This is a genomic window from Segatella copri, assembly GCF_019249765.2.
GTDB lineage: Bacteria > Bacteroidota > Bacteroidia > Bacteroidales > Bacteroidaceae > Prevotella > Prevotella copri_K.
This window is the reverse complement of sequence record NZ_CP152484.1, coordinates 2,515,486-2,532,761: the sequence shown is the minus strand read 5'-3', so window position 1 is coordinate 2,532,761 and position 17,276 is coordinate 2,515,486. Positions and strand designations below refer to the sequence as shown.

Here is a 17,276-nt window from a genome sequence, read left to right as displayed (position 1 = left end):
CCCCTATGGGCATGAGTAATCGTCTTACTGTTGTACTACAGCAAGAATTGCATTGAATTTAGAATTTCCGTTCTTCATAGCAGTTTCAGCAATGGAGTGCAACTTGGCAAAATCATCGGCACCGCTGTCTGTTCGGAAGCAACCGCTGACTTTCTGCTTTATCTTGATTTTCCTAACTCCCCGCTCACTGGCATTGTTCTCGTAAGGCACACTTGGATTGGAGAGAAAGGTAAATAGGTAGTCTTTGACTTTAAGGATACCCCTCTTGAATTTCTCAAACTCGTTATCTAAATGCGTGAGGCTTTCACCCAAGAGGTTCTTCATCTTTGTCTTCAGTACCTTTATCTTTCTAGAGGTAATGTTGTCCTCTCTTCTGAGATTTATAGAGTGTTCTATCAGATGGATGAATCTCCGTGACCAGTTCTGGTTTGGATCCAGTTCGTTCAGATACTCTGCATTCCTAAGAAGATGAGCCAGGCAGACCTGATGGTCCTTAACATTCATCTTGAAGTAGCTCTGATGTCTGTCAGTCACAAGTGTCGAATAGGGAAGTCCCTTTGGAAACCTGGAATCTATGGCCTTCTGACCTCGCGATTCTGACTGGAACACGTATGTAAGCAGGTCGTTCTGGAATATCCAGTTCCAATGCAGATGCTTTCCTACCGTAGCACCAGTTTCATCGGCTCCTACGACAGACGCTGTTTCCAGCCTCTTGCGTATTTCCTCATATGCACAGTCTGCCTTGCCGCTATTCTCTTTGAGTATGTTCTGCACTGTACCCTCACTTATATTCTGGCCGGACAGGTCGGATATAAGTTCTGCAATCCTTTTGAACGGAATACACTGCACTACATTAAGGTATGTCACCAGTGCACGGAGGTTGTCACCATACTTGATACGACAGTTGGGAGCTTCGCAGTTGTTTACGCAACCGCATTCACAGACCTTCTCGTAATACTGTTCCTCGCAGGTCTCTACGACCACCTTGATATCAACAATTTGTGTCTTACGGATCTTCTGGCATGGTATATCAATCAAGAGCCGACCACAGCATTTACAATAGACTGGTTCGTGCTTTACAATTACGTCTGGTTCTGCTATAGTCTGCAGTGTGTGACCCTTGTGGCCAGGCTGTCCACCGCTCGGCTTTCCGCTTGGCTTGCGAAGAGACTTTGTCCTGCGCAGCTCACGGGAAGCGATACTTTCTTGGGATGGAGGGATACTGCTGTTACTGCTGTTTTTCTCGGGCTTTCCTGGTGTACTTGATGTATCGTCATCAGCTCCCTCGAGTTCCTTGATGCGCTCTTTAGCAACGGCAAGTTCTGCCTTTGTGGAAGCAAGTTCTGTCTTTAGATTATGTATCTCCACGTCCTTCTGGTTAATGACACGGTTGAGGCGTCCGATCTCCTCAGTCTTCTCGGAGTCGGACTTCTCAAGTTTGCGCAGACGCTGGTTTATCTGGCGCAAAACAACATCTATGTCAGTACAGTCGCTTGCCATTTTTTTGGTGCAAAGATAAGCATTTTTCTCCACATGGCAAAATCACGATTTACATCCATTAACGCAGACTTTTGACTTACGGGGAATGCAAAAACGCATCTCCTGGCAGATAATCTGTTGAAAGGCGATAATAGACAAAGGAGACATGTTGGAGGCATCATCGGAAAAGAACTCGTTAAATGAACTGTTTTAAACAGCCTACGTCCTCATCGACTCAATCATTAAAAAGTTTGTAATGATGAAGAAAATAAGCAAAATCAAGTTTATGCTTTATTAACGAGAAGTTTTCTATAGGGGTGCTGAGTAGTTACACAGGTATGTTGTTGCCTGTCGGGATTTGTTATAAATATAGGTATCTTTTTCTTTCTCCAATCAGTCTGCGATAACCATACAGAGTCTGAGCACATTTTCTTCGAAGTGCTCCTTGTCGATGGCATTGTTCTTGAGCAGGGAACGGTAGTTGTATACGGTTTGTGGCGAATAAGACAGGATGCCGGCTATCTTTGAACTTTCGGTGATGCCTAATCTTAACAGGGCGCACACACGGAGGATAGGGGGCATTTCTCCATTCTCTTTCAGATGGATGTGTGCCGATTCTGTAAGCTGCTTGTTCAGCTCGGTTATAAAAGTTGGGTACAGAGACAGGAATGCCTTGTCAAATTCCGTCAGAAACTCCTTGTTCTCCTTCTCTGTATTGGTTGAGGAAGAAAGGAGGCTCAGCAGTTCCTTGCTCTGGTTGGCCTTGATCTTTCTTACTGCCAAGGTGCGCAGTTTGCTGTTTCTCTCTATGTTCTTATAGCACAGGTCAATATACACCTTTATCAGTCTCTCGCGCTTCTGGTTGGTGTCCTTCAGTTCGTCGTTGATGAGGTGCAACTGGCTGTTGAGAACTTCCATTTTTGCCGATGTAGCCGTGATTTCGTCTTTCTTCTGTTTCAGAAGTTTGTTCTTCTTGCGGATGAACAGACTGCTTAGTCCCACTCCGAGCAAGAGCAGGAAAATGACCGACAGCGCGATGTAGAGCATGCTGTTGGTGGCTCTGATGTCATCTGTATAGGCATTGGTAATCATCTGCAATTTGGATGAAATCTCAATGCGGCGCAACCGGTTGTTGTATGCATAAGTATCTTCCAGGGATAGGTTGATGTATTCCTGGGCTTTGTTCAGACTTCTGGTCTTATGTTTGTAGATGAAGAGTGCGATGTCTTGCAGGGCTACGTTTTCTTTTGTGGCAGAAGTGATGTCTGAGATGGCTGCAACCAGCAGGTAATGTTCCGTCAGTTTCTGGTTGTTGGATTTCTTGTATATTTCGGATAGGGCAAAGGCGGTCATGGCATGGAGACGGCTGTCCGGCTTTTCCATACTCAGTGCTTTTTTGTAGTATTGGATGGTCTTGTTATTGTTGGAATGATTGCTGTAATAGTAAAACTCTCCCAGCAGGTAGTAATAGAATGCATCTTTCTTTGACGACAGTTCTAATGTTTTCTTCAGGTATTCCACTTTCTGCTGGTCGTAAATCTTGCTGAATTCATTGTTTTCACAATAGGTTGACCAGTTGTTGTATAGTCCGTAAAGTGTATAATAGTATTGAAACTGATAGTCAAGCGGATCTTCTTTCTTGGGTTCTATCTTCTGCATGATGTTTTTTGCTTCAGCATAGAATCCACGTGTGATAAGCAGGCTGGTTTGGCTAAGTTGGAATCTTTTATAATATAAGATGTTGTTGCTCTTTTGGGCAAGAACAAGGCCTTTTTTTACGTAAGTCATCGCCGAATCATACTCGTAGGCTTTGTATCCATTGGCGAGTTGCTCGTAAAGCTTGAGCTTGTCCTCGTTGCTGGTTACATATTTGGCACCCTGCTTGATGTCGTTCAGACTTTTCTCTTTTACTTCTACATAATGCGCACGTTTTTCTATGGCAGCATCCAGCTGTTTGTAGAGCTGGCTGTTGTCTGCTTTTACGTAAATCGGCTGTAGCATCAGCAGTGTGATGATTATAACGAAAAGATGTCTCATTTTTCCTATGTTTTTAGATTCTGCTGCAAAAATAATAAAAAACATTGAGAATCTCGCATCTACTAGCCGTTTATTTTTGAGAATTTGCAAAATGTTGATATTCAGAGAGGTGAGGAGGTTGGTAGATAGCGGTAATCTACCAAGAACCTACTATTCGTACCAACTTATCGATTTTTGCCGTACTTTTGCAGCAACAAACAATTTTAAACAAAAAATATGAAAAAACTCTTTTTGCTCGCAAGCCTTCTGATGGCTTTTGGCATCTCAGCAGATGCTGGAGACATCACTTCTCCTAACGGACAAATCAAGGTGAACTTCACCTTGGATGGCACTGTGCCTACCTATAGTGTGACCTATCAGGGCAAGACCATCATCAAGCCTAGCCGTCTGGGTTATCAGCTCGCTAAGGGCGGCAAGGATGGCAAGGATCTGCTTTCTGATTTTAGTGTCATCAATGAGAAGACTTCCACTTTCGATGAGACCTGGACTCCTGTTTGGGGAGAGAACAAGTCGATCCGCAATCATTATAATGATATGCTGGTAGAGTTGAAGCAGAATTCTACAGACAGTTATATGAACGTTCGCTTCCGTGTTTATGACGATGGAGTAGGATTGCGCTATGAGTTCCCTCAGAAAGGCAATCTCAACTACTTTACCATCAAGGAAGAGCGTACAGAATTTGCCATGACGGGCGATCATACCGCCTGGTGGATTCCGGGTGATTACGATACCCAGGAGTATGAATATACCAAGACCCGTCTGTCGGGCATCCGTCCAGCCCTGCATGCTGCTGTCAGCAGCAATCTCTCACAGACTGTCTTTTCAGATACCGGTGTACAGACCTCACTCCAGTTGAAGACTGATGATGGTATCTACATCAACCTGCATGAGGCTGCCCTGGTAGATTATCCAGCCATGCATCTGAACCTGGATGACAAGACCATGACCTTTACCTCTTGGCTTACCCCTGATGCACAGGGTATGAAGGGATACATGCAGACTCCGTTCAAGAGCCCTTGGCGTACGATGGTCATTACAGATGATGCCCGCAAGGTGTTGTCTTCCAACCTGATTCTCAATCTTAATGAGCCTTGCAAGATCAAGGATACCTCTTGGATTCATCCTGTAAAGTACGTGGGTGTATGGTGGGAGATGATTTCCGGTAAGGGTGAGTGGGCTTATACCCATGATTATCCTACCGTGAAGTTGGATGGAACCGACTATGTACATGCCAAGCCATCGGGCAAGCATTCTGCCAACAATGCCAATGTGCGCCGTTACATCGACTTCGCTGCAGCCCATGGTTTCGATGCCGTCCTGGTAGAAGGATGGAACATCGGTTGGGAAGACTGGAGTGGCTATATGAAGGAAAAGGTATTCGATTTCCTGACTCCATATCCTGATTTCGACATCAAGGCGCTCAATGAGTATGCGCATTCCAAGGGAGTGAAGCTCATCATGCATCATGAGACCTCCTCTTCTGTAATGAACTACGAGAAGTATATGGACAGAGCTTATCAGTTGATGAAGGATTATGGCTACGATGCAGTGAAGAGCGGTTATGTGGGCAACATCATCCCTCGTGGCGAGCATCACTACAGTCAGTTGGAAATCAATCACTATCTGCATGCCGTAACCCGTGCTGCCGATTATCACATCATGGTAAATGCCCATGAGGCTGTGCGTCCTACCGGTCTCTGCCGCACTTATCCTAACCTGATTGGCAATGAGAGTGCTCGCGGTACTGAATATCAGGCTTTCGGAGGTACCAAACCGGGACATACCGCCATCTTGCCTTTCACCCGTCTGCAGGGTGGTCCGATGGATTATACACCGGGTATCTTTGAAATGGATTGCGCCAATGGTTCTCATTGCAACTCTACCATCTGCGGTCAGTTGGCACTTTATGTAACGATGTACAGTCCATTGCAGATGGCTGCCGATTTCCCTGAGAATTACGAGAAGCACATGGATGCCTTCCAGTTTATCAAGGATGTGGCTGTAGATTGGGACAAGTCTATCTATCTGGAGGCTGAACCAATGGAGTATATCACCGCTGCCCGCAAGGCAAAGGGTTCTGATAACTGGTTTGTCGGTGGCGTTACGGGCATGAAGGCTCATCAGTCTACCGTAAAGCTCGATTTCCTCGAGAAGGGCAAGAAGTATGTGGCTACCATCTATCAGGATGCAAAGAATGCCAACTACAAGACCAATCCGCAGGCTTATGTCATCACCAAGAAGACTGTAACCAGCAAGTCTGTCTTGAAGTTGAACTCCGTTGCAGGTGGCGGATTCGCAATTAGCCTTCTTGCGCAATAAAATGCAGGATTTTGAGTTATTATGAAAGAAAGTTTTCTTGAATTAATAATGATGCTCATGAAAAGAATGAATAAAATGTTGTTGGTTGCTGCTTTGGCGGCAACCACACTTTCTGCTCAGGCAGAACAGAAGAAGGGACCGGCTTGGTTGAGTGATGCACTTTTCTATCAGATTTATCCATCTTCCTATATGGATACTGATGGCAATGGTATTGGCGATCTGCCGGGTATCACTTCCAAGTTGGATTACATCAAGTCGCTGGGTGTGAACGCCCTCTGGCTCAATCCGATCTTTGAGTCGGGATGGTTTGATGGTGGCTATGATGTCATCGATTTCTACAAGGTAGATCCTCGATTCGGTACCAATACCGATTTGGTTACTTTGGTCAATGAGGCCCATAAGCGTGGCATGAAGGTTTGTCTCGACCTGGTGGCAGGACATTCCAGCACCAAGTGTGCCTGGTTTAAGGAGTCTTCCGAGAAAGATCCTAACCAGCGTTACAGCGACTATTATATCTGGATGAACGATATTCCTGAGAGCGAGAAGAAAGAAATAGAAGCCCGTCATCAGGAGGCAAGTCCGGAGTCTAGTACCCGAGGCAGATATGTGGAGGCGAATGCTCCTCGTGCCAAGTATTATGAGAAGAATTTCTTCGAGTGCCAGCCAGCCTTGAACTATGGCTTTGCTCATCCAGATCCAAATCATCCTTGGGAGCAGAGTGTAGATGCGCCTGGACCACAGGCTGTTCGCAGAGAGATACGTAACATCATGGCTTTCTGGTTTGATAAGGGTGTGGATGGATTCCGTGTTGATATGGCGTCATCGCTCATCAAGAACGACCCTGACAAGAAGGAGGTTTCCAAACTCTGGAATGAGATGCGTGCATGGAAGGACAAGTACTATCCTGAGACCGTCCTGATTTCAGAGTGGGCTAATCCGCAGCAAGCCATTCCTGCCGGCTTCAACATCGATTTCTACATCCATTTCGGTCTTAAGGGCTATGCCTCTCTGTTCTTCGACCGCAAGACTCCATGGGGCAAGTGGGAGCAGAGCTATCAGAACTGCTATTTCGACAAGCAGGGCAAGGGTTCGCTTAAGGAATTTAGCGAGAACTATACCAAGGCTTTCAATGCCACCAAGAATCTCGGCTACATCGCTGTTCCATCTGCCAACCACGATTACCAGCGTCCTAACATCGGTACCCGCAACACGCCAGACCAGTTGAAGGTGGCGATGACCTTCTTCCTCACCATGCCAGGTGTTCCATTTATCTATTATGGTGATGAGATTGGTATGAAGTATCAGATGAATCTCCCTAACAAGGAGGGTAGCAATGAGCGCTCTGGTACCCGCACTCCGATGCAGTGGACCAAGGGCAAGAATGCCGGCTTCTCAACGAGTGCGCCTGATAAACTCTACTTCCCTGTAGATACGGAAAACGGAAAGTTGACCGTTGAAGCTCAGCAGGGAGATCAGAATTCTCTGTTGTCATATACCCGTAAGCTGGCCGCTTTGCGTCATTCAGCCAAGGCTCTTGACAATGAGGGAGATTGGAAGCTCCTGAACCAGAAGGGTCAGGAATATCCGATGGTATATGAGCGCACTTTGGGTGATGAGAAGTATGTTGTTGTCGTGAATCCTGGTGCCAAGGCAGCCTCTCTCAACATCAGCTCTGTAGGTGGCAAGGCAGTTTCTGTTCTTTCTACAGGCAAGGTCGTATATAAATCAGGAAAGAAGATCGATGCCATCAAGGCTTCAGGCATTAGTGCCGCTGTATTCAAGGTGGCTAAGTAACCTGTGAACATGATTATTGCTAGCTTTATTAAATATCAGAATCCGCATGGATTTTAAGGAAGAATAAGAAAGAATACAAAAAGATAATCCGAAACAGAAGCGTTGTCAGCTATCTGTTTCGGATTTTTTTTGCATTTCCATAACGTTTTATATCTATTTCATGTTTTATGTTACATGTTTTATGAAATGCCTCAACCATACAGGGCGAAATCTGTTATTATTTAGGTTAAATCCGTAATAAAGTAAACGATTTCATACAATTATAATAAGGAATCGTGTGGTTATTGCTTTTCTTTTTGTATCTTTGCAGCCGTTTGGCAATTGTGGATACCAAATCATACATAAAGGAAAAAAGAATATCTAATAATAAATAAAAAGTAATGACTACACTTACAATTTCTATTATTGTCGTTTTCGTGCTCGGCTATGCACTCATAGCTACCGAAAGCTTGACAAAGGTAAACAAGGCAGCAATTGCCCTGTTGATGTTGGTAGGTTGTTGGACCCTCTACATGATGGATCCAATGCAGTATCTCCAGTTGATGCACCCTGATTATACAGGCGGTGCTGCTGGAATGGTGGAGAAGGTGACCGGAATCATCCAGGAACATCTGGGCGATACCGCCACAACACTCTTCTTCCTGATGGGTGCAATGACCATCGTGGAAATCGTGGACCAAAACGGCGGATTCAACTGGGTTCGCAAGGTGATGAAGACCAAGTCGAAGCGTGCGCTCCTCTGGCGTATCGCTATCCTTACCTTCTTCCTCTCTGCCATCCTCGACAATCTGACCACCAGTATCGTGATGATCATGATTCTCCGAAAGCTCGTCACCGACCACAAGGATCGCATGGTTTATGCATCCCTCGTCATCATCGCAGCCAATTCGGGTGGTGCTTTCTCACCAATCGGCGACGTTACCACCATCATGCTCTGGAACAAGGGACTGATTACTGCAGCCGGCGTTATCGCCGAAATTTTCATCCCGTCTGTGGTTTCCATGGTGATTCCAGCCCTCATCCTTCAGACTATGTTGAAGGGCGAACTCGTGATGCCTGAGGTTTCTGCCCAGCAGAATGCGGCGGTCAGCGATTTCACCGAAGGTCAGCGCAAGGCTGTGTTCTGGTTAGGAGTAGGCGGTTTGATCTTCGTTCCTATCTTCAAGAGTATCACCCACTTGCCTCCATTCGTAGGAATCCTCCTGGTATTGGGCGTTCTCTGGACTGCTACCGAAGTTTTCTATCGCGGTTTGCATCGTGGAGCTGATGCCGAGGGCACTCAGAAGCGAGTAACCAAGTTGCTTTCTCGTGTTGATATGAGTACCATTCTCTTCTTCCTCGGTATTCTGATGGCAGTATCCTGCCTGGCTGAGATTGGCGTTTTGACTGCTTTGGGTCAGGGCTTGAACGTCGTATTCGATGGCAACCACTACCTGGTTACTGGTATCATCGGTGTGCTTTCAAGTATTGTTGACAATGTGCCTTTGGTAGCCGGATGTATGGGAATGTATCCTGTGGCAGCCGCTGGTGATATGGCTGTGGATGGCGTCTTCTGGCAGTTGCTCGCCTACTGTGCCGGTGTCGGTGGTTCTATGCTGATTATCGGTAGTGCCGCTGGTGTGGTAGTAATGGGCTTGGAGAAGATTACCTTTGGCTGGTATATGAAGCACATCTCCTGGATTGCTTTCGTAGGTTACATCGCAGGTATCGTTTGCTACTGGTTCATCCGCACCTTCCTTTATGCTATCTAAAGGATAAGTGTTTTCAGATGTAGGCTCCACACGCTCTGAAAGGGCAGAAGCTCTTAGCCCAGGGCAACACCCTGGGTAATGATGGATACAAGCCTGTCGCCCTGTAAGGGCAAAAGCTTTCTCTCTTACGTGAAAAAGTTTTTTGAGAAAAAAGTCTCAAAGTCTCATTTTCTATTGAAAATACCGACTTAAAGACTTGATAGATAATAAGATAAAAGAAATGAGACTTCTCGGTTTTGGTGCCGAGAAGTCTCATTAAAGTCTCATAGAAGTATCATTATTTCACTTTTTCTTTACAAGATACTTCATTCCATCTGCAAATCTCTTATGTTTTAACTCACTCATATTCGCCAGTTTTCTGCCGAATCCCATCAAACTGTTCACCTTGAGCGATGAACCTATCTGCTTTTTCAGATAGTCGAAAATCTCGGCGGCAGTCAGATATTCACCCTCTTTCTCATCATCAACCAACTCGAAATAGAGCAGGAAATACTGGTCTATCGGCTCAACCACCTCAAACTGGTAGTTGTTCTTCATGATCAACTTCACCTGTTCCGCATCAAAATAACTCTTCTCGCCATTGTGCAGGGCGGTCAGCGCCTGGGCGAAAAGTTGCTGATAGTTCGGACGCACACTCACATCGATCGGTCCCGTCAGTTCCACGCCTATAAACCTTCTGTTGCCGGATGGGTCGGAGAGAATATCCTTCATGTTGCTCGTGGCGATGAACGAGGCGAGACGAGGAAATTCCATGACATGACTGCCATACGGAGGTTTGTATTTCAGCGTAGGCAACTGGATGAGATTCTTCAGAAATCCCTGCTGCACCTGTGGAGAAATCTGGTTGAACTCATCAAGATTGATGACCATAAACTGCGCCATCGCCTGATAAACCTGACGTTTTTCTGACAGAATCAGATTATCGTTATATCCCCACTGCAGTTCCGGCGGTAACAGCCGGCGACAGAAAGTACTCTTGTTGTAACCCTGCTTGGAAATGAGAAGCGGAGCCACTGAGTTGCCATACTGGCGATGGGTAAAGCCGCGCCACTGGTCAACCATGCCCAGAAACCAGGTGTAGAACCAGTCTGCCCAGTAAGGATTGTTGGTAGGAACCGTACGAGCCAAGGCACGGATATGGTCCTTCCCGTCCCATTTGTCGTAGCATTGGAAGAGATATTCATCTATCGGATTATAATTCTTGATATAATCAGACTCCAGAAAATTCCTGACATCCTTGATGCTCACCCGGATGTCGGCGAGCTGCACCTCCAGCGTCATGCGCTTCTGCACTCTCGGATCTACGGGCTGGAAACCATACCAACCCTTCTCCTTCGGCATGTATTCCACGAATTTCATCACCGTGTTGTATCTGAAGTTATATTTACTTTTCAGCAGCTGTATCATGCTCATGATATTCTCGCGAACGCTGTTCTTGTCAACTTTGTTTTCTTCTTCCGAAGTATCGGAACCAGGAATCATCTGCTGATTATCTTCCGTGTTGAAAGCCTGGTTCTGAGGGCGCATGTTGCTGTCAATTTTCATCGCTACCGCCTTACTGTTGAAATAAGGTTTCGCATCGAGCGTCATCATAAAACTGTTGTGCATCGAAGGCTCAAAAGACAGGTTTGCGCCCGCTTCTATAGAAGGTTTCGGTCCGTCTGTGAGCACCGAAGCCTTGGCAATCGCCTGATATACAGGCAGAATCTGCTGGTAAGCGATGCGGTACAGTCGTTCGGCATCCGCCTCCTCTGCAGGCAGCAAGTCATCTTCATTGCTGAATTTCACCAATACGATAACCGACTTGCCATCAGCACCTTCCAGCGCAGCAAAGGTAGAAGGCAGCATGGCAACCGAGCGCTTCACGCCCTCCACGCCGTCCACATCCGTGATGTTTCCGAATTTCAGCATCAGGATACCGTTGCACGCCTTCATCTTCAGGTTGTTGTTTTCGTCTTTGGCGAATTCAGCAGCGGGGTAGATGTGCATCCATGTTGGCATATCCTTGTAATATTCGTAGCCGCTTTCCATATAGGACACGTATTCGCGGAAATGGGTAACAGTAAGTCTGCTGTCATCTTTTGCGATACGTTGCAGCAACTTCTCCATCGTCTTGGTGCTGACGAGGAGCTGCTTCTTGTTGTTTGTATGAACGATTGTTACTTTCATTGAATATATTGATTAGGATGTTTGTTTGTTAACTATTAACTATAAACTGTTAACTATAAAATCTTATCAGCGTTGCCCAAAGTTCGGTTGGTAAATTGGGCACTCGATTCCCGTAGTACGGGCAATGGCTGCCCGTCACGTGTTCTCTAGTAGCCCGTCACGTGTTCACCGGTAGCCCGTCACGTGTTCTCAGTGGGACCGCTTAAATGGCATGGCTGGAACATCTGGAGGGCAGAGAAAAAGATTAGCTTTTAGTGAAATCAATCTCTTCTGAGAAATGGTCGAATTCAACATCTTTATATCCGTATTTGGCGAAGAGCTGTTTGATATATGCCTGTTGTTCCGGCAGGAGTTTCAGTTGTCCCAGTTTGTAACGGTAGTATTGTCCTTTGCTGCCGAGGTAGTCTCTCATTTCGGCGCGCAGCGCAGGAGCGTCTTTCACTTTCATTTCGGCAAAGAGTTTGTCGAATCCCCATGCCATTTTCACGACACGCAGCGGAGCGAAGTACTTGCAATTCCCGTTTTTCAGGGCATTTGGGAAAATGGCATCCCCTCTATCAGTCTTCTCGTTTTTGTAGAGTGCAGATAGATAGTGAATACATTTGTTTTTCATCGGACATGGTTCGGTGAAACAGTAGGTGATGTTGCTAGGTACGTTTCCGTACTCAAAAGCCTTTTTCAGTAATTCCTTTTCATCCATGTTTCTTAAGTATTAAGAATAAAACATTCTGTTTTACTAAACGCAAATACATCCTGTTTATTGCCTTATAAATGCTATTATTATCACTTCATAAAGCATTTTTTTTCGATGCAAGCAAGAAATCATGATACTTCTCCCTAATTTATGGTAAGCGGCTCCGCGTTTATACCATTGTAGTCTTCTCATTTATTCGTACCTTTGCACCATCATTTTAAAATCAAACAAATTATGACAGCAAACGAACGTTTTGAGAAGGCTTGGGATTCCTTCTTAGTCTATCTGAATCGAAACCCCAAGGCCCAACTTACTCCTTTCTTGAAGGAAAGACATGTAAATCATCGCACCATGATGAACTGGATGTGCGAAAAAGGATATTCTGTTTTGCGTGCCAAAAAGGAAATCCGCCAAGCCCAGGAGGCAGCCCGCAGAGAAAAAGCAGAAGCATCTGCATCAAGTACAGGCATGATGTTCGTGCCTATGGAACCTCCTACCATAGATCTGCCTATGGAAGACCTCCTTTATGGCATAAACATAACCTTTCCAAATGGAACTTTGGTTTCCGTTAAAAAAGGATGTGCTAAGTCTGTTATGGCGTTGATGAAACTTTATGAGAAGGAGGATGCAGGATGTTTGGATTGAATGAGAGTACCCAGTACTATGTCTGCCAGAGATACGTACGAATGAACATGGGCATAAATGGCTTGTATCAGATAGTGAGAACCGAGATGGAACTTCCGCCACTTGGTGGTGCGGTATTCATCTTCTTCTCCAAGAACCGCCAGCAGGTAAAAATGCTCAAGTGGGATGGCGATGGTTTCTTGCTGTACCAGAAGCGATTGGAGCGAGGAACCTTTGAATTACCATTCTTTGACCCCAAGAACAAACAATGCAAAATGCCGTACAGGACACTATCGGCCATCATGAGCGGAATTTGCCTAAAAAGCATGAAATATAGAAAGAGACTCAATCTATAGTAGTAGTAAGATAACCCTAATATGTTGTGTATCAATAAAATAACTAAAAATAATATATAAGAACATTTGCATATCTCGATATTTTTTCGTACCTTTGCACTATGAAAAAGGACGAAATTATAGAGCTTCTAAAGGAGCAACTAAAAGTTGCTAATGATACAGTGAGTTCGTTGACTGCACAGGTCAACGAACTCATTGAACGTATAAAGTCACTTGAAGAACTACTCGTCCAGAAAGGAATCGCCATTGACAAAGCGAATCGTCAGAACAAGGCACTCGGCAAGCTCGTTTCAGGCAAGAAGTCCGAACGTCAGGAAAAGAATCCACAAGCCTCGATGACGCAGGAGGAATTTGACAAGAAGGAAAAAGAGCAGGCCGAAAAGAGAAAGGCACGCAAAAACAACGGTGCCAGGCGTGACATGCATTACGAGATGAAAGAGGTGCATGTTACGATAGATCCAGTCATGGATGCAGAGTTTTTGAAGACGTTGCGTCTCTTCGGAACTCGTACCTGTATACGTTACAGCATGGAACCCATCAAATTCATCAAGACCGTGTATCACATCAACACTTATACTGATGGAAGTATCATGTATCCGGGGAAAACTCCGCCGGCTCTGTTGTTGAATTCTTCCTATTCACCTTCCTTTGCAGCAGGACTCCTGCAGATGCGATACATCTATTCCATGCCGGTAGAGCGAATTATCAAATACTTTGCCGACAATGGGTTTACGTTAAGGAAAGCCACGGCAAACAAACTGATTGCCAGAAGTGCCGATGTACTGGAAAACTTCTATAAGGCTATCTGCCAAGTAGTGTTGCAGCAGGATTATGTCTCGGCAGACGAGACATACCATAAAGTGCTGTTAACCAAGACAAAGCCTACAGACAAGGGTTCGAAGAAAGGCTACTTCTGGGCTGTAAGTGCGCCTAAACTGGGACTTGTCTTCTTCGTATATGAGGATGGATCACGCTCTGAGCAGGTCATACTTAACGTATTCTCTGATTATAAAGGTACCATACAGAGTGATGCGTATGCTCCTTACCGGAAACTGGAGTCGGATGCTTATCCGGACATCATGAGAATCGCCTGCCTACAGCATGTCAAGAGAGATTTCGTCGACTGCGGCAAGGAAGACAAGGATGCTCAGGAAGTCGTAGATATCCTCAACAGATTTTATCGAGAAGACAAAAAACATAAGGTTGGGGTAAATGGATGGACCGTTGAAGACCATCTTGCCTATCGGCAGTCATATGCACCGGACATTTTACAGGATTTATTGGAGAAACTGGAGGAAATATCTTCCAGGAAAGATTTGCTGCCCAAGTCTACCTTGGCGCAGGCGGTCGGTTATGCCCTTAATGAATATAATGCCATTTGTGACATCTTCAAAAGAGGTGATACGGCTCTCGATAACAACTATATTGAGAGAATCCAGAGGTACATATCACTATCAAGAAGAAACTCAATGTTCTTTGGTTCGCACGAAGGAGCAAGCCGGGCGGCTATCCTATATTCTATAGCCATCTCATGCAGGCTGAATGGCATTAATCTGTTTGAATACATATGCGACGTAATAGAAAAGACTGTAGAATGGCAACCCAATACCCCATTGGAAAAATATAGAAACTTACTTCCTGACCGATGGAAAAAGCAGTAACAGCATTAGTTTAATCAGCTGTTACTGCTTTTTTTTGAATTATGCAAGGTATAAACGCGGAGCCGCTTACAATTTATGATACTTCGATGATACTTCTCCCTTCATTTTTAGAGAAGTCTCATTCTTGATAAAGTGTTGTGTATTAAAGATATAAGTCTTATTCTATACCGAAAAATGAGACTTTGATACTTTTTCGAGAAAAAAGATTTATACGTGCGTGTATTTGTTGGTTCTTTATCGCTTGCGTACTTCTTTCTAAACTTCATCCTAGCATCATCCCTTTTGTTGGAAGAATCATGCTCCGCAGACACCCTCCTTTTCTCCACAGTTCCCCCTCACATAACTTTTTTCGAAACTTTTTAGCTAAAAGTTTTGTTGTTTCGATAATAATTGTTACTTTTGCGGTGTCATATCCTTACTGGAAGCTCCAATTGGGCGAAGGTGGGATGGACATATATACATAAAGGCGTAACTGTACGCTTTGGTTTTGACGCTATTAGAACTTCGCAACTTCCAAATGTCTGTCAAGAACAAAGCAACGGGGACGCCCCTTGGGATGTATCATATATACAGCCCTTATTGGCTCATAGCATTTAGCAATGAGTTGATAGGTGGTACTATATACTTACATCGGCGTGGGGCTTCCAGCGTTGTACATTGAAAGACGATATTTCTTATTTGTTACCTACTTGATTATCAGCAGGTACAGGAAAACTCAAACGTAAGCATCATTTTATTGGGTGACAAGAAAGAACCAACAAAATGAAAAACAAATCTTGTGCAACAAATTTTGCTACTCAACAACCATTTTCCCCGTTACTTTTACTTCAAGAACCATTTTTACTGGCGGAAAGAAAAATGATGTGTTACTTGTCTATGGCAGCCAACCAAAGCCAATACACAAATATAAATTCATTCATCTTAGGATATATATACTAATGGATTGGATGAACTGAACGAATTGCGGAGCGATAGCCCAACCATGCCATGTGCAGTATTGGGTTGTCGCTCTCTTTCTTTCCGCCAGTAAGAACTCTTGTATGATTTCTGTTACTTTCCACTTGTAATTGCTTGTTTCAAGTCGTTCTTAGCTCTTTTATCCTCATATCTCAACTTTTCTAATTGTTACTCCGTTACCTGAATCTTCATCACCATTTCTGGGCTTTGATAAATTTGGTTGCAAAGGTAATGTCTGTACCCATATTCCTTGCAAGGTCAGTGCCTATGGTCTCTTGCTAAAATCTCCACCTTGCAGGTTGTATTTTAGCAGAGAACCTTGCAGGAAAAGCACAGACACCTTTTGAGGCAACAAAATTTAAATCAATCCCGAAATTGCAGATGCAAAATTAGGGAATAAAAAAATGAGCTTATGGCAAACATTTGTGACACTCAGTACAAGGTGATGGGCGAACGCAAGGCGGTAGCCGACCTTTGGAACACGCTCCAAACAATGGAGGTGAACACCAAGAACGTACATCTCTACAAGTTGGCGGAACACTATGGCATCGACTATGAGAAGATGGGCATATCGGTAAGAGGATATATCTATTGGGCAGAGTTTGAGGCAGACGAGGACATCTGCTTGTTGTCCTTTGACACCGAAAGTGCATGGTCTGCCTGTGAGGAGTTCTTTGATGAACTGAACAAAGTTCTTGGTGGAGAACTTTCCGTCAGTTATCGTGAGATAGAATGTGGATGCGACATTTTCTATGTCCATGACGAGCAAGGCTTCTTCCCAGAGGAATGCTGTGTGAGTTCTTCGGGTGAGCCTTTCGAGGATGCTTGTGAGGACATCTTTGACACTTGCCAAGATGCTATTGCCAAGTGGTGTGAGAAGATGGGTATCTCGCAAGGCGACAGAACCGATGATGAAATGGTGGACTTCATCAACGGCTATGAGTATGAGAACGAGGATACCTATTATTATATAAACAAGTTCACGTTTGGCTGATGGAAAGATTTGAGACGATAGAGAAAATCCCCACTTGGGCATTATGCTATATCATCAATGGCGACCCTACGGGATTGAGTGACGAGGACATCAAGATGGTTGATGGCTTCATGCAGAAATGGCAAGTGGAGATTGTTTCTCCACTCAGCCAAGACGGAAACGCATCATTCTCGCACTATCCTGCCTTTGGACTACCTGCCGAGGTTGAGGATTGCAAGGTGATTTTTCATTCGGAGAACCCACAAACTTTATAGAGCTATGTTTGAATACGAAGAATTGACCGACATTATCGGTTGCAGTTGCACACTGCTGATACCCTACAGAGGACGCACAGAAGGTTTCGTGGTTGCAGACTATGGTGAGGACATCGTAGTGAAATTGCGCAATGGCAAGGAAATTGTAGAAAGACGTGATGACGTTCTTGTCTATGACTGACGAAAA

General features: G+C 44.8%; 13 protein-coding genes. 9 read left to right on the top strand and 4 right to left on the bottom strand.

Annotated elements, in window-relative coordinates:
* Window positions 1-24: 24 nt before the first annotated feature.
* Window positions 25-1,500, bottom strand: a complete 1,476-nt coding sequence (tnpC, locus tag KUA46_RS11035; protein ID WP_434725783.1) for an IS66 family transposase — start codon at window positions 1,498-1,500, stop codon at window positions 25-27.
* 372 nt (window positions 1,501-1,872) lie between these two features.
* The gene (locus tag KUA46_RS11030; protein WP_218487931.1) at window positions 1,873-3,516 is read right to left on the bottom strand and encodes a DUF6377 domain-containing protein; all 1,644 of its coding nucleotides are present in this window, start codon (window positions 3,514-3,516) and stop codon (window positions 1,873-1,875) included.
* Window positions 3,517-3,732: 216 nt separating this feature from the next.
* On the opposite strand from KUA46_RS11030, the gene KUA46_RS11025 reads away from it, so the two are divergent.
* The 3 genes from KUA46_RS11025 to nhaD all read left to right on the top strand — a co-directional run bounded on the left by KUA46_RS11025 (window position 3,733) and on the right by nhaD (window position 9,380).
* Window positions 3,733-5,835, top strand: coding sequence for a glycoside hydrolase family 97 protein (locus KUA46_RS11025; protein ID WP_117728876.1), 2,103 nt, complete (start codon window positions 3,733-3,735; stop codon window positions 5,833-5,835).
* A 66-nt stretch (window positions 5,836-5,901) separates the two neighbouring features.
* Window positions 5,902-7,629: an alpha-amylase family glycosyl hydrolase gene (locus tag KUA46_RS11020; RefSeq protein ID WP_153138835.1), complete on the top strand. Its 1,728-nt coding sequence runs from the start codon at window positions 5,902-5,904 to the stop codon at window positions 7,627-7,629.
* A gap of 380 nt (window positions 7,630-8,009) precedes the next feature.
* Window positions 8,010-9,380 (top strand): sodium:proton antiporter NhaD, encoded by a 1,371-nt coding sequence (nhaD, locus tag KUA46_RS11015; RefSeq protein WP_022121958.1) that lies wholly within the window; start codon window positions 8,010-8,012, stop codon window positions 9,378-9,380.
* A 282-nt stretch (window positions 9,381-9,662) separates the two neighbouring features.
* Here nhaD and KUA46_RS11010 read toward each other — a convergent pair whose 3' ends face one another.
* Both KUA46_RS11010 and KUA46_RS11005 read right to left on the bottom strand, forming a co-directional pair.
* A complete protein-coding gene (locus KUA46_RS11010) occupies window positions 9,663-11,549 on the bottom strand; it encodes a VapE domain-containing protein (protein ID WP_218487930.1) in 1,887 nt (628 codons plus the stop codon).
* A gap of 244 nt (window positions 11,550-11,793) precedes the next feature.
* Window positions 11,794-12,249 (bottom strand): DUF6078 family protein, encoded by a 456-nt coding sequence (locus KUA46_RS11005; protein WP_218487929.1) that lies wholly within the window; start codon window positions 12,247-12,249, stop codon window positions 11,794-11,796.
* 228 nt (window positions 12,250-12,477) lie between these two features.
* Between KUA46_RS11005 and KUA46_RS11000 the strand changes: the two genes are divergently transcribed.
* The 6 genes from KUA46_RS11000 (at window position 12,478) to KUA46_RS10975 (ending at window position 17,270) form a co-directional block, all read left to right on the top strand.
* Window positions 12,478-12,888 carry a hypothetical protein gene (locus KUA46_RS11000; protein WP_119237662.1) on the top strand — a complete coding sequence of 137 codons (411 nt, stop codon included), beginning with the start codon at window positions 12,478-12,480 and terminating at the stop codon, window positions 12,886-12,888.
* Entirely contained in the window at window positions 12,876-13,223 is a 348-nt protein-coding gene (tnpB, locus tag KUA46_RS10995) for an IS66 family insertion sequence element accessory protein TnpB (RefSeq protein ID WP_118189835.1), read from the top strand. Before KUA46_RS11000 ends, tnpB begins: the two co-directional genes overlap by 13 nt.
* 101 nt (window positions 13,224-13,324) lie before the next feature.
* On the top strand, window positions 13,325-14,884 hold the full coding sequence (gene tnpC / locus KUA46_RS10990) for an IS66 family transposase (RefSeq protein ID WP_218487973.1): 1,560 nt from the start codon (window positions 13,325-13,327) through the stop codon (window positions 14,882-14,884).
* Window positions 14,885-16,253: 1,369 nt separating this feature from the next.
* A complete protein-coding gene (locus KUA46_RS10985) occupies window positions 16,254-16,835 on the top strand; it encodes a hypothetical protein (protein WP_217313219.1) in 582 nt (193 codons plus the stop codon).
* A complete protein-coding gene (locus KUA46_RS10980) occupies window positions 16,835-17,089 on the top strand; it encodes a DUF6926 domain-containing protein (RefSeq protein WP_218487615.1) in 255 nt (84 codons plus the stop codon). Before KUA46_RS10985 ends, KUA46_RS10980 begins: the two co-directional genes overlap by 1 nt.
* Before the next feature lie 4 nt (window positions 17,090-17,093).
* Complete coding sequence (locus KUA46_RS10975; RefSeq protein WP_010537206.1) at window positions 17,094-17,270, top strand: hypothetical protein; 177 nt, start codon at window positions 17,094-17,096, stop codon at window positions 17,268-17,270.
* Window positions 17,271-17,276: the final 6 nt, after the last annotated feature.